The organism is Pseudomonas gozinkensis (assembly GCF_014863585.1).
Classification (GTDB): Bacteria; Pseudomonadota; Gammaproteobacteria; order Pseudomonadales; family Pseudomonadaceae; genus Aquipseudomonas; species Aquipseudomonas gozinkensis.
This window is the reverse complement of the sequence record NZ_CP062253.1, coordinates 723985-749936: the sequence shown is the minus strand read 5'-3', so window position 1 is coordinate 749936 and position 25952 is coordinate 723985. Positions and strand designations below refer to the sequence as shown.

The window sequence follows — 25952 nt, the reverse complement described above, 5'->3', positions numbered from 1 at the left end:
CTTGCGCGCTTCTCGCAGGCCGCTAGGCTGCAATCAATCTTTTTCACAGGTGCCCGCCATGCCTTGGCTGCAAGTAAGACTCGCCATCAGCCCGGAACAAGCCGAAACCTACGAAGACGCTTTCCTTGAAGTGGGCGCCGTTTCGGTGACCTTCATGGACGCCGAAGATCAGCCGATCTTCGAACCGGAACTCAATACCACCCCGCTGTGGGCGCACACTCATCTGCTGGCCCTGTTCGAGGGCGGCACCGAAGCCGCACCGGTACTGGCCCATCTGGAACTGCTGACCGGCAGCCCGCTGCCCGAGCACCACAGCGAAGTCATCGAAGACCAGGACTGGGAACGCAGCTGGATGGATGGTTTCCAGCCAATGCGCTTCGGCCAGCGTCTGTGGATCGTGCCGAGCTGGCACGCCGCACCGGAGCCGGACGCGGTCAACCTGCTGCTGGACCCTGGCCTGGCGTTCGGCACCGGCACCCACCCGACCACCGCCCTGTGCCTGGAATGGCTGGACGGCCAGGACCTGAAAGACTGCAACGTGCTGGACTTCGGCTGCGGCTCGGGGATTCTGGCCATTGCCGCCCTGCTGCTCGGCGCGAAAGAAGCCGTCGGCACCGACATCGACGTGCAGGCACTCGAAGCCTCCCGCGACAACGCCGGGCGCAACAACATCGCTGACGAACTGTTCCCGCTGTACCTGCCGCAAGACCTGCCGCAGGTCAAAGCCGACGTGCTGGTGGCCAACATTCTGGCCGGCCCGCTGGTTTCCCTGGCGCCGCAACTGTCTGGCCTGGTCAAGTCCGGCGGGCGTCTGGCGCTGTCCGGGATCCTCGCCGAGCAAGGTGACGAAGTCGCTGCCGCCTACGCGCAGGACTTCGATCTCGACCCGATCGCCAATCGTGATGGCTGGGTGCGCATCACCGGCCGTCGGCGCTAGAATGACCGCCTGCTCAATCCGGATCGCCGCATGACCGACAGTTTCGTCACCCAGTGCCCGCATTGCCAAACCAGTTTCCGCGTCAGCCACGCTCAGTTGAGCGTGGCCCGCGGGGTGGTTCGTTGCGGCTCCTGCCTGCAAGTGTTCAATGCCGCCAAGCAATTGCTGGAGCAACACGCAGGCAAGGAAGCGGTCACGCCGGTGGCGCCGTTAATCAGCGAGCCGGCGCCTGTCGAACCACCGGCCATCGCCGAAACGCCCGAACCGCGCGCCATCAGCCAGAAGCAATGGAGCGCCGCCGAGCTGGATCTGGACAGCCTGGATCTGGACGAAGAACTGGCCCGCCTCGAGCAACGGGAAATTCAGCCGACCACCGAATTCGGCCGCACACGTGAGGATGCCCTGAGCGCTCGTCGCGACAGCCACGAGCCGGAAGACACGACGTGGCCGGACAGCCTGTTCAGCGAACCGGCGGATGAGCGCGCACCTGAAGTCGAAGAGGAACCCGAAGCCATCGAGCCCGAGCCGGTCCGACCGGAGCGCACCGAGCCTTCGCTGTCGCTGGAGCCGGTGGATCTCGATGACGAGCCACCAATTCCGCAACTTCGCCTGCACGACCCGATCGACCCGAATGCCCGACGCGAACGCCTGTCGGCCAGCGACGACGTCGACGACGAACTGCCACTGATCGAAGCACCGCGCAAAAAGCGCGAACGCGTCGAATCCAGCGTTCGCGCCGAAGCGTTGCAGGATCTGACCGATGATCCGCTGCAACTGGACTGGCAGAAGCGCCGCTCGCCCTGGGGCCGTCGCCTGCTCTGGCTGGTGCTGATCGCACTGGCCGCCGCCGGTCTGGCCGGGCAATACATCGCCTATCACTTCGATGAACTGGCGCGCCAGGATCAATACCGTCCGTGGTTCCAGCAACTGTGCCCGCAAGTCGGCTGCACGGTGCCGTCCAAGGTGGACATCGCCAAGATCAAGAGCAGCAACCTGGTGGTGCGCAGCCACCCGGAATTCAGCGGTGCGCTGGTGGTGGACGCGATCATTTATAACCGCGCGCCGTTCTCGCAGCCGTTTCCGCTGCTGGAGCTGCGCTTCGCCGACCTCAACGGTCACCTGATCGCCAGTCGTCGCTTCAAACCCGGCGAATACCTCAACGGCGACCTCGAAGGCATGGCGGAAATGCCGCCGCAGACGCCGATCCACATCGCCCTGGACATCCTCGATCCAGGCCCGAAAGCGGTGAACTACAGCCTCAGTTTCCACTCACCCGAGTGAAACGCTTCACCGCTCCCGGATTGACGGCAGTTTTCTGACTGCGCAGCGCACGACCAAACCGGCGGTAATAACAGAATAACTGTTCAGATTTTGTTCAATTCAGCCTTTATCCAGTCATCGAGAGCGGGTATCATGCCAACCCTTTTTCGAACTCTCATGATCCGGCCCCACTTCAGGGAAGTCCTATGTCGGCGGTACGCATCGGCCCATATACATTGCAGAACGGCTTGATCCTCGCCCCGATGGCGGGTGTCACCGACCAGCCCTTTCGTCAGCTGTGCAAGCGTTTGGGCGCAGGGCTTGTAGTCTCGGAAATGGTCACCAGCGACATGAGCCTGTGGAACACCCGCAAGTCGCGCATGCGCATGATCCACGAAGGCGATCCCGAGCCACGCTCGGTGCAGATCGCCGGTGGCGATGCGCAGATGCTGGCGGATGCGGCCCGGGCCAACGTCGAACTGGGCGCACAGATTATTGATATCAACATGGGTTGCCCGGCGAAAAAGGTCTGCAACAAGGCCGCCGGCTCCGCGTTGTTGAAGGATGAGGCACTGGTCACCGAGATCCTGAACGCCGTCGTGGCGGCGGTTGATGTGCCGGTGACCCTGAAGATCCGCACCGGATGGGATCGCGACAACAAGAACGGGCTGACCGTGGCGAAGATCGCCGAGCAGGCCGGGATCACGGCGCTGGCGGTGCATGGCCGCACCCGCGCCGACCTGTACACCGGTGAAGCCGAGTACGACACCATTGCCGCGATCAAGCAGGCGGTGTCGATTCCGGTCTTTGCCAACGGCGACATCGTATCGCCGGAAAAGGCCCGCTACGTGCTTGACGCGACCGGTGCCGATGGCCTGTTGATCGGCCGGGCCGCCCAGGGGCGGCCATGGATTTTTCGCGAGATCGAACACTTCCTGCGCACCGGCGAAAAACTGCCGGCGCCGGAGCTGATCGAAGTGGAACACATTCTGCTTGAGCATCTGGCCGCCCTCCACGCCTTCTATGGGGACGTGATGGGCGTGCGAATTGCCCGAAAGCATGTGGGCTGGTATCTCGCAACCTTGCCGGGCGCCAGGGAGTTTCGCGCCCACTTCAATCGTTTGGATGGTACGGAAACACAATGCGCCAACGTTCGGGAGTTCTTCGCCGAACGTTACAAGAGCCTGACAGGGGACGGAGAAGGGGTGGCCGCATGACGATGATGACCGAGACTTTAGTGAGTGGAACAACACCCGTGAGCGACAACGTGAATTTGAAACAGCACCTCAATACCCCGAGCGAAGAAGGCCAGACCCTTCGCGGGAGTGTCGAGAAGGCGCTGCACAATTATTTCGCCCACCTTGAGGGCGCGTCCGTCACGGACGTGTACAACCTGGTGCTCTCCGAAGTCGAGGCTCCCCTGCTCGAAAGCGTGATGAACTACGTCAAGGGCAACCAGACCAAGGCCAGCGAGCTGCTCGGACTGAACCGCGGCACGCTGCGCAAGAAACTCAAGCAGTACGATCTGCTGTAAGCATTCAATCAAACCAGAAAGGCGCCCGCGTAAAACCGGTCGCCTTTTTTGCTGACTTCCCTTGCTTTTGATGGAAATTGAGATGACCGACCAGACTACCCGCCTGCCGATCCGCCGCGCCTTGATCAGTGTTTCCGACAAGACCGGGATCCTCGAATTCGCCAGGGAGCTGGAAGCCCTGGGCGTGGAAATCCTTTCCACCGGCGGGACCTTCAAACTGCTGCAGGACAACGGCGTGGCCGCAGTGGAAGTCGCGGATTACACCGGTTTCGCAGAGATGATGGACGGTCGGGTGAAAACCCTGCACCCGAAAATCCACGGCGGGATCCTCGGTCGTCGCGGTATCGACGACGCGATCATGAACGAGCACGGCATCAAGCCGATCGATCTGGTAGCCGTCAACCTGTACCCGTTCGAAGCCACCATCAGCAAGCCAGGCTGCGACCTGCCGACCGCCATCGAGAACATCGACATCGGCGGCCCGACCATGGTCCGTTCGGCGGCGAAAAACCACAAAGACGTGGCCATCGTGGTGAATGCCAGCGACTACGCCAACGTGCTGGAAAACCTCAAGGCCGGCGGCCTGACCTACGCTCAGCGTTTCGACCTGATGCTCAAGGCGTTCGAACACACCGCTGCCTACGACGGCATGATCGCCAACTACATGGGCACCGTGAACCAGGCCGCTGACACCCTCAGCACCGAAGGCCGCAGCGAATTCCCGCGCACCTTCAACAGCCAGTTCATCAAGGCCCAGGAAATGCGCTACGGCGAGAACCCGCACCAGAGCGCGGCGTTCTACGTTGAGGCCAAGCCGGCCGAAGTCGGCATCGCCACTGCCACCCAGCTGCAAGGCAAAGAACTGTCGTACAACAACGTGGCCGATACCGACGCCGCGCTGGAATGCGTGAAGAGCTTCGTCAAACCGGCCTGCGTGATCGTCAAGCACGCGAACCCGTGCGGCGTGGCCGTAAGCCCGGACGCCGAAGGCGGCATCCGTCAGGCCTACGAACTGGCCTACGCCACTGACACCGAATCGGCGTTCGGCGGCATCATCGCCTTCAACCGTGAACTGGATGCCGAGACCGCCAAGGCGATCGTCGAGCGTCAGTTCGTTGAAGTGATCATCGCACCAAGCGTCAGCGAAGAGGCCCGTGCCATCGTCGCTGCCAAGGCCAATGTGCGCCTGCTGGCCTGCGGTGAGTGGTCGGCCGATCGCGTTCCGGCCTGGGACTACAAGCGCGTCAACGGCGGTCTACTGGTACAGAGCCGCGACATCGGCATGATCGGCGCCGACGACCTGAAAGTGGTGACCAAGCGCGCCCCGACCGAGCAGGAAGTCCACGACCTGATCTTCGCCTGGAAAGTGGCCAAGTTCGTCAAATCCAACGCCATCGTCTACGCCAAGAACCGTCAGACCATCGGTGTCGGCGCCGGCCAGATGAGCCGCGTGAACTCGGCGCGTATCGCCGCGATCAAGGCTGAGCATGCTGGTCTGCAAGTGGCTGGTTCGGTGATGGCGTCGGACGCGTTCTTCCCGTTCCGCGACGGTCTGGACAATGCGGCCAAGGTCGGTATCACGGCGGTGATCCAGCCAGGCGGCTCGATGCGTGATGCCGAGGTGATTGCTGCTGCTGATGAAGCCGGCATCGCGATGGTATTCACCGGCATGCGCCACTTCCGTCACTGATAATCCGATTACCTGTGGGAGCGGGCTTGCCCGCGATGCAGACACCTCGGTTCTTCAGATAGATCGCGGTGATGCTATCGCTGGCAAGCCAGCTCCCACAGAAAAGCGCCCTGCGGCGCTCAACAGAATTAGCGTCATCCGAGGTTTTTGAAATGAATGTTTTGATCATTGGCAGCGGTGGCCGCGAACACGCCCTGGCCTGGAAAGTGGCTCAGGATCCGCGCGTGCAGAAAGTTTTCGTCGCACCGGGCAACGCCGGCACCGCGATTGAAGCCAAGTGCGAAAACGTCGCCATCGACGTGCTGGCCCTTGAGCAGCTCGCTGACTTCGCCGAGAAAAACGTTTCCCTGACCATCGTTGGTCCGGAAGTGCCATTGGTTGCCGGTGTCGTCGACCTGTTCCGCTCCCGTGGCCTGGACTGCTTCGGCCCGACCGCCGGTGCCGCGCAGCTGGAAGGCTCGAAAGCCTTCACCAAGGATTTCCTGGCGCGCCACAAGATCCCGACCGCCGACTACCAGAACTTCACCGAGATCGAGCCGGCCCTGGCTTATCTGCGTGAAAAGGGCGCTCCAATCGTGATCAAGGCCGACGGCCTGGCCGCCGGTAAAGGCGTGATCGTCGCCATGACCCTGGCCGAAGCCGAAGATGCCGTACGCGACATGCTCGCCGGCAACGCCTTTGGCGACGCCGGTTCGCGCGTTGTCATCGAAGAATTCCTCGACGGCGAAGAAGCCAGCTTCATTGTCATGGTCGATGGCAAGAACGTCCTGCCGATGGCCACCAGCCAGGACCACAAACGCGTCGGCGACGGCGACAGCGGCCCGAACACCGGCGGCATGGGTGCTTACTCCCCGGCTCCGGTGGTGACCGCCGACGTGCACCAGCGCGTGATGGACCAGGTGATCTGGCCGACCGTGCGCGGCATGGCCGACGAAGGCAACGTCTACACCGGTTTCCTGTACGCCGGTCTGATGATCGACAAGGCCGGCAATCCGAAGGTCATCGAGTTCAACTGCCGTTTCGGCGATCCGGAAACCCAACCGGTGATGCTGCGTCTGCAGTCGAGCCTGGTGTTGCTGGTCGAAGCCGCGCTGGCCCAGGCGCTGGACAAGGTTGAAGCGCAGTGGGATCCACGTCCGAGCGTCGGCATCGTGCTGGCCGCCGGCGGTTACCCGGGCGACTACGCCAAGGGCGCGCCGATCAACGGTCTGGACGCAGCCGCCGCACTGGAAGGCAAGGTCTTCCACGCCGGTACTGCGCTCAAGGACGGCAACGTCGTGACGGCCGGTGGTCGGGTGCTTTGCGCCACCGCCATGGGCGCCAGCGTCGGTGCTGCCCAGGAGCAGGCCTACAAACTGGCCAAGGCCATCGACTGGGAAGGCTGCTTCTACCGCACCGACATTGGCTACCGCGCCATTGCCCGTGAACGCGGTGAGTCTCAGTAATAAGCTACGCTGTGTTTCCGGCAGGGGCTCATCGCCCTTGCCGGGCTGTTCCGACGCTGCGCATCGTTATATTCTGGCATCAACCTACGAAGGGATTTCGCCGTGCGCTGGCTCAGGATTGCCATAGGCTTCACCGTCACGCTGTTGACCTTGCTCTGCATGCTCCCGGCCCAGGCCGCGCAAGGCAGTGGCTGGTCAGTATTGCTTGACGATCAGGGCAACCTCCAGCTGAGCGACATCCGCTCCGCCCGCTACACCAATCAATTCAGCCCTATCGAGCTTGATCGCCTCACCGCGGCCGAACCCGATGGCGCCTTGTGGCTGCGCTTCAGGCTGGCACCCGGCAAGCACGAACAAGTGCTGCGGATCTTCGCCCCCGACCTGTCGCACCTCAATCTGTATGTACTCGACGGCGACCGCCTGATCGAACAGCGCGACACCGGCACCATCCAACCCCAGGTGGAACGACCGTTGCCGAGCAGCGACTTCATGCTGCCGCTGCCCCAGAGCGACAACCCCCTCGACGTCTACCTGCGACTGGTCTCCGACCACCAGTTGCGCCCGTACATCACCCTGCAAGCGGCGGTGATGGCCGCGGCCAATCACAACCAGACGCTGATCTACGGTCTGCTGTTCGGCTGCCTGGCGATGTTGATCCTGCACAACCTGATCCGTTACGCCTACACCCGCTCGCGCAGCAGCCTGTGGCTGGCCGTCTGCGAAGCATTGCTGAGCCTGAGCCTGTTGCTGCTGCTCAACCTCGCCGGCCCGTGGCTGCCGAACTGGCATGCGATCCAGACCCCCGGCGCCTATCTGGCCCTGCTGCTGACCGCGCCGGCCGGCCTGATGTTCGCCTACCGCTTCTTCGCCCCGCTCGGGCCGCACCCGCTGAACAAACTGTTGCTGGGCGACATCCTGTTCATCGTGATCTGCAGCCTGCTGCTGTTGTTCGTCAACACCCTGCCGCTGAACATCATTACCTATGCACTTGTCGCCCTGGCAGGTCTGAGCATGCTGTTGGTGGGTTTCTACCACTGGCAAAAGGGCTACCGCCCTGCACGGTTGTTCGTTGCCGCGATGGTGGTGTTCAACATCGGCACGCTGATCATCCTCCCGGCCTTGCTGGGGCTGACCCTGGTGGCCCCGCAGGGCCTGATCATGACCCTGATGGGCTTCATCTGCATCAGCGGCCTGTTGATGAGCATCGCCTTGGGCGAACGTCAGCGCAGCATCACCGAAAGCCGTTTCAGCATCAGTCGTGACCTCGCCGCGAGCAACGCCGAGATCAATGCCAAGGCCGAATTCCTGGCCAAGATCAGCCACGAGATCCGCACGCCGATGAACGGCGTACTGGGCATGACCGAACTGCTGCTCGGCACGCCACTGTCGGTCAAGCAGCGCGATTATGTGCAGACCATCCACAGTGCCGGCAACGAACTGCTGACTTTGATCAACGAGATCCTCGACATCTCGCGGCTCGAGTCCGGGCAGATCGAACTGGACGACGTGCAGTTCGACCTCAACGCGCTGATTGACGATTGCCTGAGCATCTACCGCGCCAAGGCCGAACAGCAGAATGTCGAGCTGATCAGCTTTATCCAGCCACAAGTGCCACGGGTCATCAGCGGCGACCCGACGCGCCTGCGTCAGACGTTGCTGAGCCTGCTGGAAAACGCCCTGAAGAAAACCGCAGAAGGTGAAGTGCTGGTGGTGGTCGCTCTGGACGAACGCAGCACCGGCCCGCGCCTGCGCATTGCCGTGCAGGACAGCGGCCAGCCGATGGATCAGGAAGAGCGCGACGCCCTGATGCACGCCGAACTGCACAGCAAGCACTTCCTCTCGGCCAACCGCCTGGGCGGCAACCTCGGACTGGTGATCGCCCGGCAATTGATCCGTTTGATGCAAGGCGAGTTCGGCATCAAGAGCGGCGCCAGCCAGGGCAGTACTTTGTGGCTGACCCTGCCGCTGGATCCCGATCGCCTGGAGCATCCGACCTCGGACCTCGACAGCCCGCTGCAAGGCGCACGCGTGCTGGTGGTCGACGACAACGACACCTGCCGCAAGGTGCTGGTGCAACAGTGCAGCGCCTGGGGCCTGAACGTCAGCGCCGTGCCGTCGGGCAAGGAAGCGCTGGCCCTGCTGCGCACCAAGGCGCATTTGCGCGATTACTTCGACGTGGTCCTGCTGGACCAGAACATGCCAGGCATGACCGGCATGCAACTGGCGGCCAAGATCAAGGAAGACCCGAGCCTGAACCACGACATCCTGCTGATCATGCTCACCGGCATCAGCAATGCGCCGAGCAAGATCATCGCGCGCAACTCGGGGATCAAGCGCATCCTGGCCAAACCGGTGGCCGGCTACACCCTCAAGACCACGCTCGCCGACGAACTGAACCAGCGCAACCGTGGCCAGGTGGTGTTCCAGCCGCAGCCAGCCAGCCCTGCTGCTCCGGTCAAGGTGCCCAGCGATTTCCGCATTCTCGTGGCCGAGGACAACACGATTTCCACCAAGGTCATCCGTGGCATGCTCGGCAAACTCAATCTGCAGCCGGACACTGCCAGCAATGGCGAAGAAGCCTTGCAGGCAATGAAAGCCCAGCGCTACGACCTGGTGCTGATGGACTGCGAAATGCCGATCCTCGACGGCTTCTCGGCCACCCAGCAACTGCGGGCCTGGGAAGTCGGCAATCAGCGCATCCGCACGCCGATCGTGGCACTGACCGCGCACATCCTTGCCGAGCACAAGGAGCGCGCGCGCCAGGCCGGAATGGACGGGCACATGGCCAAACCGGTGGAGCTGTCGCAACTGCGTGAGCTGATCGAGCATTGGGTGGCCCAGCGTGATCAGCAGAACCGTACGACGACGCAACCGTCGTGAGCCGACAGACACGATAGCGCCTGTTAGACTCCCCCCGACTTTTCCCGCCAGCGAGCCTGCGCCATGCTCCACGTGTTATTCAGTGTTTACCTGAAGATGCTGGTGCTCTACAGCCCGTTCTTCGTGTTGTCCTGCTTCATCAGCCTGACCCGCGGTTATTCGCGCAAGGAACAACGCCGCTTGGCCTGGAAAGTGGCGATCGCCACACTGGTATCGAGCGTCTTGCTGTATCTGTTCGGGCGGGTGATTTTCGATGTGTTCGGCATCACGGTGGATGCTTTTCGCATCGGTGCCGGCAGCGTGCTGTTCATCTCGGCGCTGGGCATGGCGCAGGGCAAGTCCGCCGTGCAGACCGACAACGTGCAGCAGGATGTGACGATTGTCCCGCTGACCATTCCCCTGACCGTCGGCCCCGGTACCATCGGTGCGCTGCTGGTGATGGGCGTCAGCCAGCCGCACTGGGACGACAAGCTGATCGCGATCATGAGTATTGCGCTCGCCAGCTTTACCGTGGGTGTCGTGCTTTATCTGTCGAACCGCATCGAGCGGATTCTCGGCGATCAAGGGTTGCAGATCGTCAGCCGCCTGATGGGCCTGTTTGTTTGCGCTCTGGCCGCACAGATCATCTTCACCGGGGTGAAAGGTTATCTTGGCTGACCTGCCACCACTGAAATGAAAAGCGGCTCCGAAGAGCCGCTTTTTTTTGCCTCAGGTATTGGGTTTCTCGCCATACCATCGAGGGGTGTACACCCAGTCTCCTCCCGTTGCGCGGGGGAACGTGCAGGTCGTGGACGAACCGATCAGCACCATGGTGCGCATGTCGACCTGATCCGGTGTCAGCGCACCCAATGTAGTGGTTCGCAGGGTCTGCCCCGGTCTGCCGATATCGCGCCCCAGCACCACCGGGGTCTCTGGCGTACGGTGTTGCGCGACGATTTCCAGCGCTCGCCCCAGTTGCCACGGCCGGGCACGGGAAATCGGGTTGTAGAACGCCAACGCCAGATCCGCCTCGGCGGCCAGATCCAGACGTTTTTCAATGATCGACCACGGCTTGAGGTTGTCCGACAGCGACATCACGCAGAAGTCGTGGCCCAGCGGTGCACCGGCCTGAGCGGCGGTGGCGAGCGACGCCGAAACACCCGGCAGGATTTCCAGATCGACGCTGTGCCACGCCGGATCCGTCGACTCGTGCAACGCTTCGAGCACTGCCGCCGCCATGGCGAACACGCCCGGATCGCCGGACGAAACCACAATCACCGAACGACCCTGAGCCGCCAGCCTGAAGGCGTGACGGGCACGCTGCATTTCTTCGCGGTTGTCGGTGCAATGCTGCACCTGATCGTCGCGGAACGGTCCGGCCATGCGCACATAGGTTTCGTAACCCAGCACATCAGTAGCCCGGGCCAGTTCGGCTTTCACCGCGGGCACCATCAACTCGGCAGCGCCCGGCCCGAGACCGATGACGGCCAGACGACCGCGCGGGCGACCGATCTGCGAAACATCCAGCGGCTTTTCCGCCACAGCGATGGCAATGTCGTGGGATGTTGTGATGATCCGGGCGTCGGGGACTGCATCGCGAACCAGCTCACCGATGTCACTCGCAGGTGCAAAGCGCAGCGGCACCGCCAGTTCAAGCGCAGCTTCACGCAATGCAGGGCTGGCCATCTGATCGTCAGCCGCCACCAGACAGGCCAGCGATTGAATCGCTACACCGGCCTGCTGCAACGCATCGCGAATCGCGCCCGGCGGGTCGACCACATCGGCACCGACCGCCACCGCCACACTGCGCGGATAAATCAGCAGCTCACTGGCGCTCGCTTCTCGGGCTTCGCTGCTGACATGAATCGAGCGTTGCGCCTGTGGATCTTCCGGCAGTTGCGCCTGAGCAAGCCAAGGTGCGGCGCCGTCGATACGCACGCTGTGGCCAGCGAGCAGATCGGAGACAAAGCGCTTGCCCTGCTCCAGATCGCCAAGGGCATAACCGCCGGGCGGGTTGAGCAGGCAGGTGCCGAAACGCAACTCGCCGCTGGTAGTGATCGCCGCTGCCACTTCAAGCGCAGCCGCCATCTCGCGGGCCATGACATTCACCCCGCCAAGACCACCGAGCAGCGGCACCACGGCGCTGCCGTCTTCAGCCACGGCGAGCACCGGCGGTTCGACACCTTTCTCCAGCAGCAGCGGCGCCAGGGTGCGGATGACAATGCCCGCCGCGCACAGAGCAATGATCGGCGTGTCTTGTTGATACAGCTCACGCAAGGTCGCGCCGAATTCGCTGTAAGTCAGGTCGGCGCCTTCGACGCGCCCGGAGAGGCCGTGAATCTGCGCAGCCGGATAGACCTGCTGAAGGCGACGGGCCGTGGCCAGTGCGCCCTGGCCCAGAATAACGATGGCCGGTGTGGAATGAGTCATCAGCCTTGCCACCGTTCGCCAGGAACAATGATCAGCGAGAAGTACGGCGACGACATCGGCTCGACCTCATCCAGCGGCACGATCTTCTGGTTGGCCATGGTCGCGCGCTCGACGTACAGCGCACGCTCGGCCAGGCCCAGCTCTGCCAATACGTCGCGCACTTTCGGAAAGTTGCGGCCCAGCTTCATGATCACCGCCGCGTCGGCATCGGCCAGACGGCGCTTGAGTTCATCGTGAGGCAGCACGCCGGACAGCACCGACAGGCTCTGATTGCGATACACCAGCGGCGCGCCCAGTACCGACGCGCCGCCGAGCATCGAGCAGACGCCCGGCACCACTTCGGCTTCGTAACGGCTGGCAAGGCGATCGTGCAGGTACATGTAGGAGCCGTAGAAGAACGGATCACCTTCGCAGATCACCGCCACGTCGCGACCGGCATCCAGATGCGCCGCCACTTCCTCTGCCGCCTCATCGTAGAAATCACTGATGACCTGCTCGTAAGAGAGCGGCGCCGGCAGCACTTCGGTGGTCACCGGGTACACCAGCGGCAGCAGGTTCTGTGCGTCTTGCAGGTGCGCTTCGATGATGCCGAATGCGTTGCCCTTCTTGCCCTTGGCCACGAAGTACGCCACCACCGGCGATTCGCGCAGCAGGCGCAGGGCCTTGACGGTAATCAGTTCCGGATCACCGGGGCCGACGCCCAGGCCAATCAAACGTCCTTGAGCCTGCATCATTCAATCTCCGTGGCGAGGGCATTGACCGCAGCGGCGGCCATGGCGCTGCCGCCGAGGCGGCCCTGCATGATCACGAACGGCACGCCACGGCTGTTGGCGGCCAGCTCGGCCTTGGATTCGGCTGCGCCGACGAAGCCCACCGGGAAGCCAAGAATCAGCGCCGGTTTCGGGGCGCCGGCGTCGAGCATTTCCAGCAGATAGAACAACGCGGTCGGCGCGTTGCCGATCACCACCACGCTGCCTTCCAGATGCGGGCGCCACAGTTCCAGCGCCGCAGCGGAGCGAGTATTGCCCAGCTCACGCGCCAGCTCCGGCACGCTGTCGTCGCGCAGGGTGCAGATCACTTGGTTGTTGGCCGGCAGGCGCGCACGGGTCACGCCTTCGGAAACCATCCGCGCATCGCACAGGATCGGCGCGCCGGCGGCCAGCGCATCGCGCCCGGCCTTGCCCGCGCCTTCGGAAAATTGCAGCCCGTCGATGGCCTCGACCATGCCGCAGGCGTGGATCACCCGCACGGCGAGTTTTTCCAGGTCGGCCGGGATGCGCGCGAGGTTGGCCTCGCTGCGAATGATCGCGAAGGAGTTGCGATAGATCTCCTGACCGTCGCGGATGTAATCAAGCATCAAGGGGGCTCCGTGAGCGGGCGGCGAGCAGGGTCGCGGCCGCTTCGATAGTAAGGTTGTGAGCGTGCAGCGCGCCGAAACCGGGCTGTGCTGCATCGCGAAAATAGAGATCGTAGTGACCGGGGCCGACCGCCAGCAGAGTCACCGCAGCCCGATGCGCGGCGGCGCAGGAACGCGGGCAGCCGGACAGGTGCACGTCCACGGCGTGTGGCAACAGCGTAGCCAGAAGGCGGGCATCGTGTTTGGTGTCGGCCAGGCCTTTGCCGCAGCCGTTGGCACCGGTGCAGGCGATCAGATGTGACAGTGGGTCTTCGGTCTGGGTCAGCAGGTTCAGCTTGCCCAATTCGTCGAGCACTTGAACCGCATCGGTTTCCCGCACATTAGGCAGCAACAGACTCTGCCAAGGGGTGAAACGCAGGCTGCCGTCACCGAAGGTTCTGGCCAATTGTGCGGCGCCACGCAGCATGTCCGGATCGAGGCGACCGAGCGCCGGTGCGGCACCGACATAGACCTGACCGGCCGATTGCTGAGGATGGATGCCGAGGTGCAAACCTTCTCGTCCGGCTTCGCGCTGCCAATCAGCGGTAGCTTTCAGATTGATCCGCTGAGCGAGCTTTTCCAGGAACACCGGTGCCGGGCATTCATCCAGCAGATGGCGCATTCGCGTCTGCTCCGGTCGGGCCAGATCGAGGAACAGCTCCAGCACCGCCACCACCAGCGCATGTCCGTCCGCAAGCGTCACGGCGGCCAGCGGTCGATCCGTCGGGCAACCCGCCAGGCCAAACGCCAACAGCGTGTTTTCACCGCTTTTGAGTGCCGACAACCACAGGTCATGGGGATGTTCGAGCATCGCCAGCGCTTCACCGCCGTCCAGTTGCACGGCGAACTTGGCGCTCAGCTCGTGGAAGCGCGGACGGCTTTGCAGGGTCTCGAGAATCTGCCCGGCCAATGGGCGGGTATCGAAACGCATCTGCCGGTCGATGCCGGCTGCGGGGCTGAGCATCAGGTTGCGCACATCGTCGCCCGCTGCGGTTCGCGGCCCGAGACCGGCGGCCAGCAGGCTATCGATCAGCGCGGCGGACTGCTCGCCGATCCCGCGAATCTGCAGATTGCCCCGGTTGGTCGCCTCGATCGCCCCGCCGGCAAACCGCTCGGCAGCATGGGCCACCGCATCGGCCTGACCGGCCGTGATCGAGCCGCCATCGAGCTTGATCCGGCAGATCCCGCCATCCAGCGCCTGGACGATACGCAGCAACCCCGGGCAGGCCGAGGGGCGTATGGCGTTGGACATCGGGCGTTCGTTCAAGGGCTGGCAGCTCTGTGGGAAAGGCGCTTCGCGGGCGAAGGCGCGGTATTATGCCTGCTTTGTCCGACGGCATGAAAAGTCTGCCCGTCGGAACGGCGCGTTTGCGGACACTTTTTTGAGGGGCTACAGATGTCACCCTGGCTGACAGTAGTAGGAATCGGTGAAGACGGCTTCAAGGGCCTGGGCAAGAATGCCCGGCGCGCCTTGATGGGCGCCTCGCGGATCATCGGCGGTCAGCGTCAGCTGGATCTGTTGCCGGTGTGCATCCGTGGCGAGCGCCAGTTGTGGCCGAGCCCGTTTTCGCTGGCCCCGGTTCTCGAGCGGCGCGGCGAAGCGGTGTGTGTGCTGGCCAGCGGTGATCCGATGTTCTACGGCGTTGGCGCGAGCCTGGCGCGGCAGGTTACGGGGGCCGAGATGCTGGTTCTGCCGGCGCCGTCTTCGTGCTCGCTGGCGGCTGCCCGACTGGGCTGGCCGTTGCAGGACGTCAGCGTGTTGTCGCTGGTGGCTCGCCCGCTTGCGGCCCTCAATGGTCAGTTATCCAGCGGCGTACGCTTGTTACTGCTGAGCAATGACGGCCAGAGCCCCGCCGCCGTTGCCGAATTACTGCGTGAGCGCGGGTTCGGCGCCAGTCGCCTGAATGTTCTGGAACATCTGGGCGGCGACGCCGAGCGCCGCATCGACGGCACCGCCAACGACTGGAACGATCCGCTCATTGCCGACCTCAACGTGATCGCCATCGAGTGCCTGGGTGATCCAGATACACCACGCCTGTCACGCCTCGCCGGTCTGCCGGACTCGGCCTTCCAGCACGACGGCCAACTGACCAAGCGCGACGTGCGCGCGATCACCCTCGCCCGCCTCGCCCCGACGCCGGGCGAACTGTTATGGGACGTCGGCGCCGGCAGCGGCTCGATCGGCATCGAGTGGATGCGCGCGCACCCGAGTTGTCGTGCTCTGGCCATCGAGGCCGATGACGGTCGCCAGCAATTGATCGAACATAACCGCGATGCGCTGGGCGTTCCCGGTCTGCAACTGGTTCGCGGCAGTGCACCTCAGGCCCTCGCCGGTCTTGAGCGACCGGATGCGATTTTCATCGGCGGCGGCGTGACCCGCGAAGGCGTGCTCGACACCTGCTGGGAACAACTCAAACCCGGTGGCCGACTGGTCGCCAACGCCGTGACCCTGCAAAGCGAAATGACCTTGATGAGCTGGCGCGGACGCCACGGCGGCGAGCTGACCCGCATCCACATCGCTCAAGCCCAGCCGCTGGGCGAGTTCGACACTTGGCGCCAGGCGTTGCCGATCACCCTGCTCGATCTGGTCAAACCTCTCGATGCGTGACGAAACCGCCGAACAACCCGCGCCCCTGCGCAGCGGCCTGACCACCGGCAGCTGCGCCACGGCCACCAGCCTCGCCGCTGCCCGCCTGTTGCTCGGCGGTGTGGTGGCGGACGCCGTGCAGATCGTGCTGCCCAAGGGCAAGCAGGTGCAGATGCGTCTCGAGTTCTGCCGGCTGACCGAGAACGGCGCCGAAGCCGGAACCATCAAAGATGCCGGTGACGACCCGGACGTGACTCACGGCGCCCTGCTCTATTCGCGGGTGCAGCTGATGGCCGAGCCGGGAATCCGCTTCATCGCCGGCAAAGGCGTCGGCACAGTGACTCGACCGGGGCTGGTGCTGGGCGTCGGCGAACCGGCGATCAATCCGGTGCCGCGCAAAATGATCAGCGATCACCTGACATTGCTCGCCGAAGAAACCGGCTATCGCGGCGGCTTCGAAGTGACCGTCAACGTCGAGGGCGGCGAAGCCCTGGCATTGAAAACCATGAACCCGCGCCTGGGCATCCTCGGCGGGTTGTCGATCCTCGGCACCAGCGGCATCGTCCGGCCGTTTTCCTGCGCGGCGTACATCGCCTCGATCCATCAAGGCATCGATGTGGCGAAAACCAACGGCTACCTGCACATCGCCGCCTGCACCGGCAACGCCAGCGAAGACACCATGCGCCGGGTCTACGATCTGCCGGAAATCGCCCTGATCGAAATGGGCGACTTTGTCGGCGCCGTGCTCAAGCACCTGCGCAAAGTGCCTGTGGATAAACTCAGCCTGTGCGGCGGCTTCGGCAAGATCAGCAAACTGGCGGCCGGGCACATGGACCTGCACTCGCGTCATTCGAGCATCGACCTGCCACAACTGGCCGAATGGGCGGCGGCGATTGGCGCCGATGATGCGTTGCAAGAAGCCATTCGCGGGGCGAACACCAGTCAGCAGGCCTTGGCGATGGCCAGTGCGGCGGGTGTTGCCCTTGGTGATGAGGTCTGTCGCCATGCTTTGGAATTCGCCCGTAGCGTGGTGCCGGCGCAGGTGCGGGTCGAGGTGTTTGCGATTGATCGTCAGGGCGGCATCGTCGGCCATGCGGGAGCCTTTGAATGAAGCGAATCTTGTTGCTCGGCGGCGTGACTGAAGCGCTGGCCATCGCGCGCACTTTGGGACCGGAACACATTTACAGCCTGGCCGGCGTCGGCCGTGTGCCGACCGACCTGACGTGTCAGGTGCGCGTCGGCGGCTACGGTGGCGCCGAAGGTCTGGCGCAGTTCATTCGCGACGAAGGCATCAGCCTGCTGCTCGACGCCACCCATCCCTACGCCGCACAGATCAGCCAGAACGCCGCCACCGCTGCGCAACTCACCGGCATCCCCTGCTGGGCCCTGCGCCGCCCGGCGTGGCAACCACAACCGGGCGATGACTGGCGTGAAGTCGCCGACTGGGCGGAACTGATCGCCGCTCTCGCCCCCTTCCGCCGCCCCCTGTTCACCCTTGGCCGCGAACCGCTGCAACACCTCGATGAAATCCCCGCGCACCAGTTCTGGACCCTGCGCGCCCTCGACGTCTACCCCGGCAACGAACGCTGCGAAGTCATCGGCGCCCGTGGGCCGTTTCTGCTGGAGGATGAACGGGCGCTGTTCGAACGCCGGCAGATCGACGTGCTGATCAGCAAGAACAGCGGCAGCACCGCAACCGAGCCGAAGCTGGACGTGGCGCGGGAGCTTGGGGTGCCGGTGATGGTGTTGAAGCGGCCGGGGTTGGCGGGAGTTGATCGGGAATTTTCGACGGTTGATGAAGCCATCGCTGCCCTCACGGCCAAATTCCGACCGTGAAAAACAAAAAGCTCAAGTCCTACTGAGTGCTAGGACACTGCCCACAAGAACTTAAAGATTCGCTGACTATCTGCGTGAGCTGCCCAGGCTTACGTTTAGCGTTTCATTGAACTTGTGAGCACGCTCCAATGACCGAAAAATTCACCCGTTTCGACATCAAGGACTTTCTCCACACGCCTGCTGAACTGGTGCACTACGTCAAGGCATGTTCGGAACTGGACTCAGGCCATGGACGATTCAACCGCGTGGCGCTCCGAGACTATAAGCAGACCATCCGATTGAGAATTCAATCTGATCCGGATTTCGCACAGGCATTGCGAATCGAAGCCGCTACACTCTTTCATAACGGCGAGACGGAACTGGCAAGCATGCTACTCGTACAATTGCATGTAGCGCTGCGACACCAAACCGCACGACGCTTTTTTACTTATCGGCCCTGATCAGGCTAAATAGCCGCGCCTGATCGCCCACCCTACGGATCTGTCCCATGAACCGACACCGGCTCGCATTTGCCTGGATCGCCTGCTTTGCAGTGCTGTTCAACATGCTCGCCATGCCGTTGACGGGAGCGATGGCGCAGGCGGCGCAGACGCCGGCCGAGCAGTTGCTGTGGAGCAGTTTCTGCACCGGCAGCGGGACGAAGATGGTGGCGATCGACATCGGCAGCCTTGATCAGAAAGCGCCGCAGAGCGGTGACAATCATTCGACCATGCAGCATTGCTGGTGCTGTTCCGGATCGGCGCCGGTGGTGGCGTTGCCGGGGCATTCGCCGCAGCTGTATTTCGCCCGGTACGAAAGCAATCGCAGCGTGGCGCCCGCCTTGCTGCAGACTCCGACACCGCGCCAGCAATGGCCGAGCCTCAATCCCCGTGCTTCCCCTCTGGTTTGATTTGTTCCCGCATTTGACCTGCGTTTCAAATCGTTCTGGAGAACTGCCATGTTGAACAAATTCATCGTCATCGCTGCGCTGTTGCTGCCTGCGTGCTTTGCCCATGCCCACGAATACAAGGCCGGCGAGCTGGAAATCGCCCACCCGTGGTCGCAGGAATTGCCGCCGAACGCGCCGACCGTTGCTGCGTATTTCATCATTCACAACGCCGGCAAAACCGCTGACCGGTTGCTCAGCGTCGACTCGCCCATCGCGTCGAAAGCCGAACTGCACGAGCACGTGATGCAGGGCGACCTGATGAAGATGCAACAGGTGCCGAACGTGGCCATCCCGGCCGGTGGAAACGTGACCTTCGCGCCGATGGCCTATCACGTGATGCTGATGAATCCGACCGACCGCAGTCTGCTGACCGACGGCAAGCGCTTTCCCCTGACGATGCACTTCGAAAAGGCCGGTGACGTGACCGTCGAAGTCGCCGTGCAGAAGAAGCCGCCGGAAGCCACGCAAGCCCACGCGCACGCCCAGTAACCGTTCCGGCAGACTCCGCCCATGCGCCCCCTGAGCGCCAGGCCCTCCCTGCAACGCCGTCAGACTGAACACCTGACCCGCGGCAGCTGGATAGCCCTGTTCGCCATGTTGATGATCTTCATCGGCCCGCTGATTTCTCAGTCGATGCCGATGGATCAGCACGCCTCGACTTCGATGCCGACGAGCATGGACATGTCGATGGACATGCCGGGCATGGATCATTCCGCGCATGAAACAAAACCCTCGGCCGAACACTGTCCGCCGCAATCCTCGCACCATGTGCTGTGGGAAAAATGCGGTTATTGCAGCCTGCTGTTCAACTGCCCGGCGCTGACCGGCGGCGGCAGTTTCGCCACTTTCAGCATTCCTCTCGTCAACACCTTTACCCCGCCCTCCCCGCGCCTGGGCCATGCCCGGCAGACCTTCTTCCCCGGCGCCCGCACCCGCGCCCCGCCCGTCGCAGCGTAAACACCCACCTCTGATTGCACACGGTTGAGAAGACAGCTTCAGGCTGCCGGCCGTGTCGTTTACGACTGTTTGATGGAAATTGTCATGTCCAGGTTTTTTGCTGTCCCACGCCCGGCTTCTGCCCCGGCGTCCTTCGCCCTGAACGAATCGCGCATTCGTTTCAGGCACGCTACCGCCGTCCTTTGCGGCGTCCTGCTGTCCCCGCTGGTCCACGCCGATGAACATGCCGGCCACACAGAAGCACTGAGCCCGACGGTGATCACCGCCATCGCCCCGAGCTCGCCGCTGACCATCGTCACCAATCCGAAAGACCCGCGCCAACCGGTGCCGGCCAGCGACGGCGGCGACTACCTGAAGACCATTCCCGGCTTCGCCCTGGTGCGCAACGGCGGCACCAACGGTGATCCGGTGCTGCGCGGCATGTTCGGTTCGCGCCTGAACATCCTCACCAACGGCAGCATGATGCTCGGCGCCTGCCCCGGCCGGATGGACGCGCCGACCTCGTACATCTCGCCCGAAACCTACGACAAACTCACCGTGATCAAAGGCCCGCAAACCGTGCTCTACGGACCGGGCGCATCCGCCGGCACGATCCTGTTCGACCGCGAGCCGGAAAGCTTCGGCGAACTCGGCACCCGTGTGAATGCCAGCGTGCTGGCCGGCTCCCACGGGCGCTTCGACAAAGTCGTCGATGCAGCGGCCGGCGGCCCGCTGGGCTACGTGCGGGTGATCGGCAACACCGCACATTCCGACGACTACCGCGACGGCAACAACGACACCGTCGCCTCGCGCTATGACAAGTGGAACGGCGATGTCGCGGTGGGCTGGACCCCGGACGCCGACACCCTGATCGAACTCACCGCCGGCAAGGGCGACGGCGAAGCGCGCTACGCCGGGCGCGGCATGGACGGCTCGCAGTTCCTGCGCGAAAGCCTCGGCCTGCGCTTCGAGAAATCCAACATCACCGACGTGCTGGAGAAGCTCGAAGCCCAGGTCTACTACAACTACGCCGACCACGTGATGGACAACTACACCCTGCGCACGCCATCCGGCACCGGGATGATGGCAGGTCCCATGGCGTCCAACGTCGACCGTCGCACCCTCGGTGCGCGGATCAAGGCCACCTGGCGCTGGGCCGATATCCAGCTGATCACCGGCCTCGATGCGCAGACCAACGAACACCGGCAGCGCAGCGGCATGGGCATCGATACCTACAAGGATCAGCCGTACACCAAGGACGCCGACTTCCATAACTACGGCGTGTTCAGCGAAATGACCTGGTACGCCGCCGACCGCGACCGGCTCATTACCGGCGCCCGGGTCGACCGTGCCTCGGCCAGGGATTTCCGGCAGACCACCGGCTCGGGAATGATGTCGCGCCCTAACCCGACCGCCGGCGATACCCGCGCCGACACCCTGCCGAGCGGTTTCGTCCGTTACGAGCATGACCTGGCCGACAGCCCGACCACGCTCTACGCCGGCCTCGGCCACTCACAACGGTTCCCGGATTACTGGGAGCTGTTTTCGCCCAAGTCCGGCCCGGCGGGTTCGGTCAATGCGTTCGATTCGATCAAGCCGGAAAAGACCACTCAGCTCGACTTCGGCGTGAACTACAAGAGCGCCGACCTCGAAGCCTGGGCCTCGGGTTACATCGGCCAGGTGCGCGATTACATCCTGTTCGATTACACCCCGGGGATGATGGGCATGAGCACTTCCCGCGCCGAGAACATCGACGCGCGGATCATGGGCGGTGAACTCGGTGCCGCTTACAGACTCACCGACCACTGGAAAGCCGATGCGACCCTGGCCTACGCCTGGGGCAAGAACAGCAGCGACGGCAAGGCTCTGCCGCAGATGCCGCCGCTGGATGCACGTTTCGGCCTGACCTATACCGAAGACAACTGGAGCGCCGGCGCACTGTGGAGGGTGGTCGCCGCGCAAAACCGTATCGACCAGAACAAGGGCAACGTGGTCGGCAAGGATTACGACAAGAGTTCAGGCTTCGGCGTGTTCTCGCTCAACGGTGCCTGGCGGATCAACAAGAACTGGAAGGTCAGTACCGGCGTCGACAACCTGTTCGGCAAGGCTTACGCCGAACACCTGAACCTGGCGGGCAACGCCGGGTTCGGTTACCCGGCCAACGACCCGCAAGCGATCAATGAACCGGGGCGCACGCTCTGGACCAAGGTGGACATGAGTTTCTGACACCCACCCATGTGGGAGCGAGCTTGCTCGCGAAGGGGACGGCACATCCAACATAGATGTCGTCTGGCAGGACGCCTTCGCGAGCAAGCTCGCTCCCACAGGTAATGCGGTGTAGCAACTTGAGTGAACAACTAGAAGATCCAAGCCAAGCGGAGCACACGTGATGAAACAGCCCAAACCGAATTTCTACAACCTGGCCTGGCGTTGGCATTTTTATGCCGGATTGTTCGTCGCCCCATTCATGGTGATGCTGGCCCTGACCGGCATCATTTACCTGTTCAAGCCGCAACTCGATTCGCTGATGTACAGCAGCCTGCTGAACGTCCCCGCGGGGCATCACACCGTGCCGGCCGACGACTTGCTGCAAAAGGTCAAAAGCGCTTATCCACAAGGCCAGGTCACCCAATACCTGCCGCCGGTGAATGCCGAGCGCAGCGCGCAGTTTGTCGTGGCCAATGCCGGCCATGAGCTGAACGTGTTCGTCGATCCGTACCACGGCGACATCCTCGGCGAGCAGGATGCCAAGCAGAACCTGCAAGCCATCGCCCGGGCGATCCACGGCGAACTGATGATCGGCACCGTCGGTGACCGACTGATCGAAATGGCCGCCGGCTGGGGCGTGGTGCTGGTGGTGTCCGGGGTTTTCCTGTGGTGGCCGCGAGGTCAGGCGGCGGGGATTCTGTGGCCACGCCTGAGCAGTCGCGGCCGCGTGCTGTGGCGTGACCTGCATGCAGTCACCGGGTTCTGGGGCGCGGCATTGCTGCTGGTGATGCTGCTCAGCGGCATGACCTGGACCGGCTTCTGGGGCAAGCAATACGCCCAGGTGTGGAACGTGTTCCCGGCGGCGATGTGGGACAACGTGCCGACCTCCGATGTCGAGGCCGGCAGCCTCAACAACGCCGCGCGCCAGACCGTACCCTGGGCGATGGAAAACACCCCGATGCCGATGTCCGGCGACCACGCCGAACACATGGCCCACGGCGGCATGCAACATGGTCCCGCTGCGCCGACCATTCGCCTGCAGGACGTGCAGAACATCGCTGTCGAGCGCAAGGTCGAGCCAGGCTACAGCATCACTCTGCCGACCACTGCCACCGGCGTGTTCACCATCGCCGTGTTCGCCGACGACCCGCGAAACGATGCGACCCTGCATGTCGATCAGTACACCGGCAAGGTGCTCGCCGACGTGCGCTTCGAGCAGTACGGCGCTGTTGCCCGCGCTACCGAAATCGGCGTGATGCTCCACGAAGGCAAGATGTTCGGCACCTTCAACCAGATCATCGTGCTGCTGATCTGCCTGATGATCCTGCTCAGCGCCGTCAGCGGCGTGGTGATCTGGTGGAAACGCCGGCCGCAGGGCAAGTTCGGCGTACCGCCGCTGCGTCACGATCTGCCGAAATGGAAAACCGGGGTGGTGATCATGCTGGTTCTGGCGGTGGTGTTTCCACTGGTGGGGGCTTCGCTGGTGGTGGTCTGGTTGCTGGATCGACTGCTGTTGTCGCGTCTGGGCCGACAAGCTGAATCTGCCTCAACTTCATCATGAAACAGGCGAGATGCGCGATCCAGACAGATCTTTAAACTGCCGGGGCTTAAACTCCGGCATTTTTTAGTGTTACTGTATAACGCAAATTTGCTGCTCTGCCCGCAGCCATGCACTGTCATGAGCCTGCGGGCTTTTCTTTTGAAGAAGTGATTCACCGCCCGATGAACAAGTACCTCTTGTCCAGCCTCTGTCTGTTCGCCCTGAACCACAGCGCCCACGCCGACAACGCCCCGCTGACGCTGCCCACCGGCACCATCACCGCCCCGGCCAATGATGACCAGACTGTCAGCCTGACCACGCCGACCAGCGCCGGCTCGCGCCTGAATCTCACGCCCATGGAAACCCCGGCCAGCGTCGAGAGCCTCAGCGGCGAGCAAGTCCGCGCCCGTGGTGACCGCAGTGTGCAGGACGCCGTATCGCGCAGCACCGGCATCAGTCGCACCGGCACGCCGGGCGATGGCGGCACCTCGTTGCAGGCCCGGGGTTTTACCGGGCAGAGTTCGGTGATGCAGCTGTATGACGGCAACCGCATGTACACCGGCATGGGCACCGTGACGTTTCCGGTCGACACCTGGTCGGTGGAGCGCGTCGACGTGCTGCGCGGCCCGGCCTCGGTGCTGTATGGAGAAGGTGCGACCGGCGCGGTGGTCAACGTGATTCCGAAAAAACCGTTCGAAGGCGAGATCGAAAACCATGTGCGCGTCGGTTACGGCTCGTTCGACCGCCAGCAACAGGCGTTCGACAGCGGCGGCTCGCTGACCGACACCCTGAGCTATCGCCTCAACCTCAACCGCCTGGGCAGCAACGGCTGGGTCGATCGCGGCGACTCGTCCAGCGACTTCGTCAGCGCCGCCCTGCGCTGGCAGGCTACTGACGACCTGACCTTCACCCTCGCCCACGATTACGGTGATCAGCGCCCGCAGAACTATTTCGGCACGCCGCTGATCAACGGCCAGTTGAAGGACAGCCTGCGCAACAAGAACTACAACGTGCGCGACGACAAGCAGCACTACAACGATCAATGGACGCGCCTGACCACCGATTGGCAGATCAACGATGCAGTCAGCGCCAGCAACGAGCTGTATTACCTCAAGGCCCAGCGCCGCTGGCAGAACGCCGAGAACTACAACTTCAACGCTGACAGTCAGCAGCTCAGCCGCAGCGGCTACTTCGGCATCGGCCACAAACAGGAACAGGTCGGCGACCGCCAGACTTTCACCTTCAAGCACTCGCTGTTTGGTCTCGACAGCCAAACCGTGACCGGCGTCGACTACAACCGCATCCGCTTCCAGCTCGACAGCAACTCACCGTTCAACGACGTATTGCCGAACGGCCAGCCGCTGGATCGCTATCACCCGCAAACCGGCTATTTCGAGAGCGCCGATCCGTATCGCGATCAGTTCGACAGCACTACCAAACAGATGTCGGTGTTCGCCGAAAACCGCACGCAACTGAGCGAGCGCTGGTCGCTGGTGACCGGTGTGCGCCGCGACTACGTGCATGTGGATCGCAACAACCTGGTCGACGGCAGCCAGAGCGACAAGACCTTGACCGGCAACAACTGGAAGGCCGGGCTGGTGTTCGCGCTGACGCAGGACACCTCGTTCTACGGCCAGGTCGCCACCAGCACCGATGGCATCGGCGGGCTGATTTCCCTGAGCCCGAGCCAGCAGCAATACGACTTGTCCACCGCGCGGCAAACCGAGATCGGCCTGAAGCAGCTGTTCTGGGATCAGCGTGGCGAATTCACGCTGGCGGCGTATCGCATCGTGAAGAAGAAACTGCTGACCGACGATCCGGGCAACCCGACGCTCAAGCAGCAGGTCGGCCAACAATCGTCGAACGGCCTGGAAGCCAGCCTTGATCTGCAACTGCCGAACGCCTGGCAACTGCAAGCCAACGCCGCCATCGTGAAAGCCAAGTACGACGATTTCGAAGAAGTGGTCGGCGGCGCTCCGGTGTCGCGCAATGGCAATCGCCCGGTGGACGTACCACGACGCACCGCCAACCTGTGGCTGAGCAAGGCGCTGACCGATGACCTGAAGGCCGGCGCCGGCGTGCGTTACGTCGATGCGCGCTACGCCGACATGGCCAACCGCAACGAGCTGCCGAGCTACACCGTGGTCGATGCGACGCTGTCGTGGAAAGCCCTGCGCAACACCACACTGGGGTTGCAGGTGAACAATCTGTTTGACCGGACGTATGCACAAAGCCAATACAATGAGGGCCAGCAGTGGATTCTGGGTGAGCCTCGCTCGTTCTTTGTCACCGCTGATTACACCTTCTGATTGAAGGCCCCATTCGCGAGCAAGCTCGCTCCCACAGGGATTGTACAAATCCTGTGG

Annotated in this window: 22 protein-coding genes; 18 read left to right on the top strand and 4 right to left on the bottom strand. The window is 63.2% G+C overall.

Annotated features, from left to right (window positions below):
- Nucleotides 1-58: 58 nt before the first annotated feature.
- The 8 genes from prmA (at nt 59) to IHQ43_RS03205 (ending at nt 10403) form a co-directional block, all read left to right on the top strand.
- Nucleotides 59-937 carry a 50S ribosomal protein L11 methyltransferase gene (prmA, locus tag IHQ43_RS03240; protein WP_115076401.1) on the top strand — a complete coding sequence of 293 codons (879 nt, stop codon included), beginning with the start codon at nt 59-61 and terminating at the stop codon, nt 935-937.
- Between the two features lie 30 nt (nt 938-967).
- Nucleotides 968-2218 (top strand): DUF3426 domain-containing protein, encoded by a 1251-nt coding sequence (locus tag IHQ43_RS03235; protein ID WP_192563347.1) that lies wholly within the window; start codon nt 968-970, stop codon nt 2216-2218.
- A 185-nt stretch (nt 2219-2403) separates the two neighbouring features.
- Nucleotides 2404-3414 carry a tRNA dihydrouridine synthase DusB gene (gene dusB, locus IHQ43_RS03230; RefSeq protein ID WP_192563346.1) on the top strand — a complete coding sequence of 337 codons (1011 nt, stop codon included), beginning with the start codon at nt 2404-2406 and terminating at the stop codon, nt 3412-3414.
- A complete protein-coding gene (gene fis / locus IHQ43_RS03225; protein ID WP_002555375.1) occupies nt 3411-3731 on the top strand; it encodes a DNA-binding transcriptional regulator Fis in 321 nt (106 codons plus the stop codon). The genes dusB and fis overlap by 4 nt, the downstream gene beginning before the upstream one ends.
- Before the next feature lie 82 nt (nt 3732-3813).
- On the top strand, nt 3814-5421 hold the full coding sequence (gene purH, locus IHQ43_RS03220) for a bifunctional phosphoribosylaminoimidazolecarboxamide formyltransferase/IMP cyclohydrolase (protein WP_102688348.1): 1608 nt from the start codon (nt 3814-3816) through the stop codon (nt 5419-5421).
- Between the two features lie 152 nt (nt 5422-5573).
- Nucleotides 5574-6866, top strand: a complete 1293-nt coding sequence (gene purD / locus IHQ43_RS03215) for a phosphoribosylamine--glycine ligase (protein ID WP_064379203.1) — start codon at nt 5574-5576, stop codon at nt 6864-6866.
- Between the two features lie 102 nt (nt 6867-6968).
- Nucleotides 6969-9746, top strand: coding sequence for a hybrid sensor histidine kinase/response regulator (locus tag IHQ43_RS03210; protein WP_192563345.1), 2778 nt, complete (start codon nt 6969-6971; stop codon nt 9744-9746).
- A gap of 63 nt (nt 9747-9809) precedes the next feature.
- The gene (locus IHQ43_RS03205; protein ID WP_192563344.1) at nt 9810-10403 is read left to right on the top strand and encodes a MarC family protein; all 594 of its coding nucleotides are present in this window, start codon (nt 9810-9812) and stop codon (nt 10401-10403) included.
- Nucleotides 10404-10454: 51 nt separating this feature from the next.
- Here the strand turns inward: IHQ43_RS03205 and cobJ are convergent, their stop codons facing one another.
- From cobJ to cobG, 4 genes are read right to left on the bottom strand one after another with little or no spacing between them, the layout of a single operon-like run.
- The gene (cobJ, locus tag IHQ43_RS03200) at nt 10455-12155 is read right to left on the bottom strand and encodes a precorrin-3B C(17)-methyltransferase (protein WP_192563343.1); all 1701 of its coding nucleotides are present in this window, start codon (nt 12153-12155) and stop codon (nt 10455-10457) included.
- Nucleotides 12155-12889 carry a precorrin-2 C(20)-methyltransferase gene (locus IHQ43_RS03195; RefSeq protein ID WP_425220290.1) on the bottom strand — a complete coding sequence of 245 codons (735 nt, stop codon included), beginning with the start codon at nt 12887-12889 and terminating at the stop codon, nt 12155-12157. Before IHQ43_RS03195 ends, cobJ begins: the two co-directional genes overlap by 1 nt.
- Nucleotides 12886-13512 (bottom strand): precorrin-8X methylmutase, encoded by a 627-nt coding sequence (locus IHQ43_RS03190; RefSeq protein WP_011332253.1) that lies wholly within the window; start codon nt 13510-13512, stop codon nt 12886-12888. The genes IHQ43_RS03195 and IHQ43_RS03190 overlap by 4 nt, the downstream gene beginning before the upstream one ends.
- A complete protein-coding gene (gene cobG / locus IHQ43_RS03185; RefSeq protein ID WP_192563342.1) occupies nt 13505-14803 on the bottom strand; it encodes a precorrin-3B synthase in 1299 nt (432 codons plus the stop codon). Before cobG ends, IHQ43_RS03190 begins: the two co-directional genes overlap by 8 nt.
- A gap of 144 nt (nt 14804-14947) precedes the next feature.
- Here cobG and cbiE point away from each other — a divergent pair, with 144 nt between their 5' ends.
- The 10 genes from cbiE to IHQ43_RS03135 all read left to right on the top strand — a co-directional run bounded on the left by cbiE (nt 14948) and on the right by IHQ43_RS03135 (nt 25895).
- Nucleotides 14948-16159: a precorrin-6y C5,15-methyltransferase (decarboxylating) subunit CbiE gene (cbiE, locus tag IHQ43_RS03180; protein WP_192563341.1), complete on the top strand. Its 1212-nt coding sequence runs from the start codon at nt 14948-14950 to the stop codon at nt 16157-16159.
- Nucleotides 16152-17249: a cobalt-precorrin-5B (C(1))-methyltransferase gene (locus IHQ43_RS03175; protein WP_192563340.1), complete on the top strand. Its 1098-nt coding sequence runs from the start codon at nt 16152-16154 to the stop codon at nt 17247-17249. Before cbiE ends, IHQ43_RS03175 begins: the two co-directional genes overlap by 8 nt.
- A complete protein-coding gene (locus IHQ43_RS03170; RefSeq protein ID WP_192563339.1) occupies nt 17246-17974 on the top strand; it encodes a cobalt-precorrin-6A reductase in 729 nt (242 codons plus the stop codon). The genes IHQ43_RS03175 and IHQ43_RS03170 overlap by 4 nt, the downstream gene beginning before the upstream one ends.
- Before the next feature lie 128 nt (nt 17975-18102).
- Nucleotides 18103-18414: a hypothetical protein gene (locus tag IHQ43_RS03165; protein ID WP_192563338.1), complete on the top strand. Its 312-nt coding sequence runs from the start codon at nt 18103-18105 to the stop codon at nt 18412-18414.
- Between the two features lie 47 nt (nt 18415-18461).
- On the top strand, nt 18462-18863 hold the full coding sequence (locus IHQ43_RS03160; RefSeq protein WP_192563337.1) for a DUF2946 domain-containing protein: 402 nt from the start codon (nt 18462-18464) through the stop codon (nt 18861-18863).
- A gap of 48 nt (nt 18864-18911) precedes the next feature.
- On the top strand, nt 18912-19391 hold the full coding sequence (locus IHQ43_RS03155; RefSeq protein ID WP_192563336.1) for a copper chaperone PCu(A)C: 480 nt from the start codon (nt 18912-18914) through the stop codon (nt 19389-19391).
- 21 nt (nt 19392-19412) lie between these two features.
- Complete coding sequence (locus IHQ43_RS03150) at nt 19413-19859, top strand: DUF2946 domain-containing protein (protein WP_192563335.1); 447 nt, start codon at nt 19413-19415, stop codon at nt 19857-19859.
- Nucleotides 19860-19943: 84 nt separating this feature from the next.
- Nucleotides 19944-22064 carry a TonB-dependent copper receptor gene (locus IHQ43_RS03145; RefSeq protein WP_192563334.1) on the top strand — a complete coding sequence of 707 codons (2121 nt, stop codon included), beginning with the start codon at nt 19944-19946 and terminating at the stop codon, nt 22062-22064.
- A 163-nt stretch (nt 22065-22227) separates the two neighbouring features.
- Nucleotides 22228-23607, top strand: coding sequence for a PepSY-associated TM helix domain-containing protein (locus IHQ43_RS03140; protein WP_192563333.1), 1380 nt, complete (start codon nt 22228-22230; stop codon nt 23605-23607).
- A 161-nt stretch (nt 23608-23768) separates the two neighbouring features.
- On the top strand, nt 23769-25895 hold the full coding sequence (locus IHQ43_RS03135) for a TonB-dependent receptor (protein ID WP_192563332.1): 2127 nt from the start codon (nt 23769-23771) through the stop codon (nt 25893-25895).
- Nucleotides 25896-25952 lie beyond the last annotated feature (57 nt).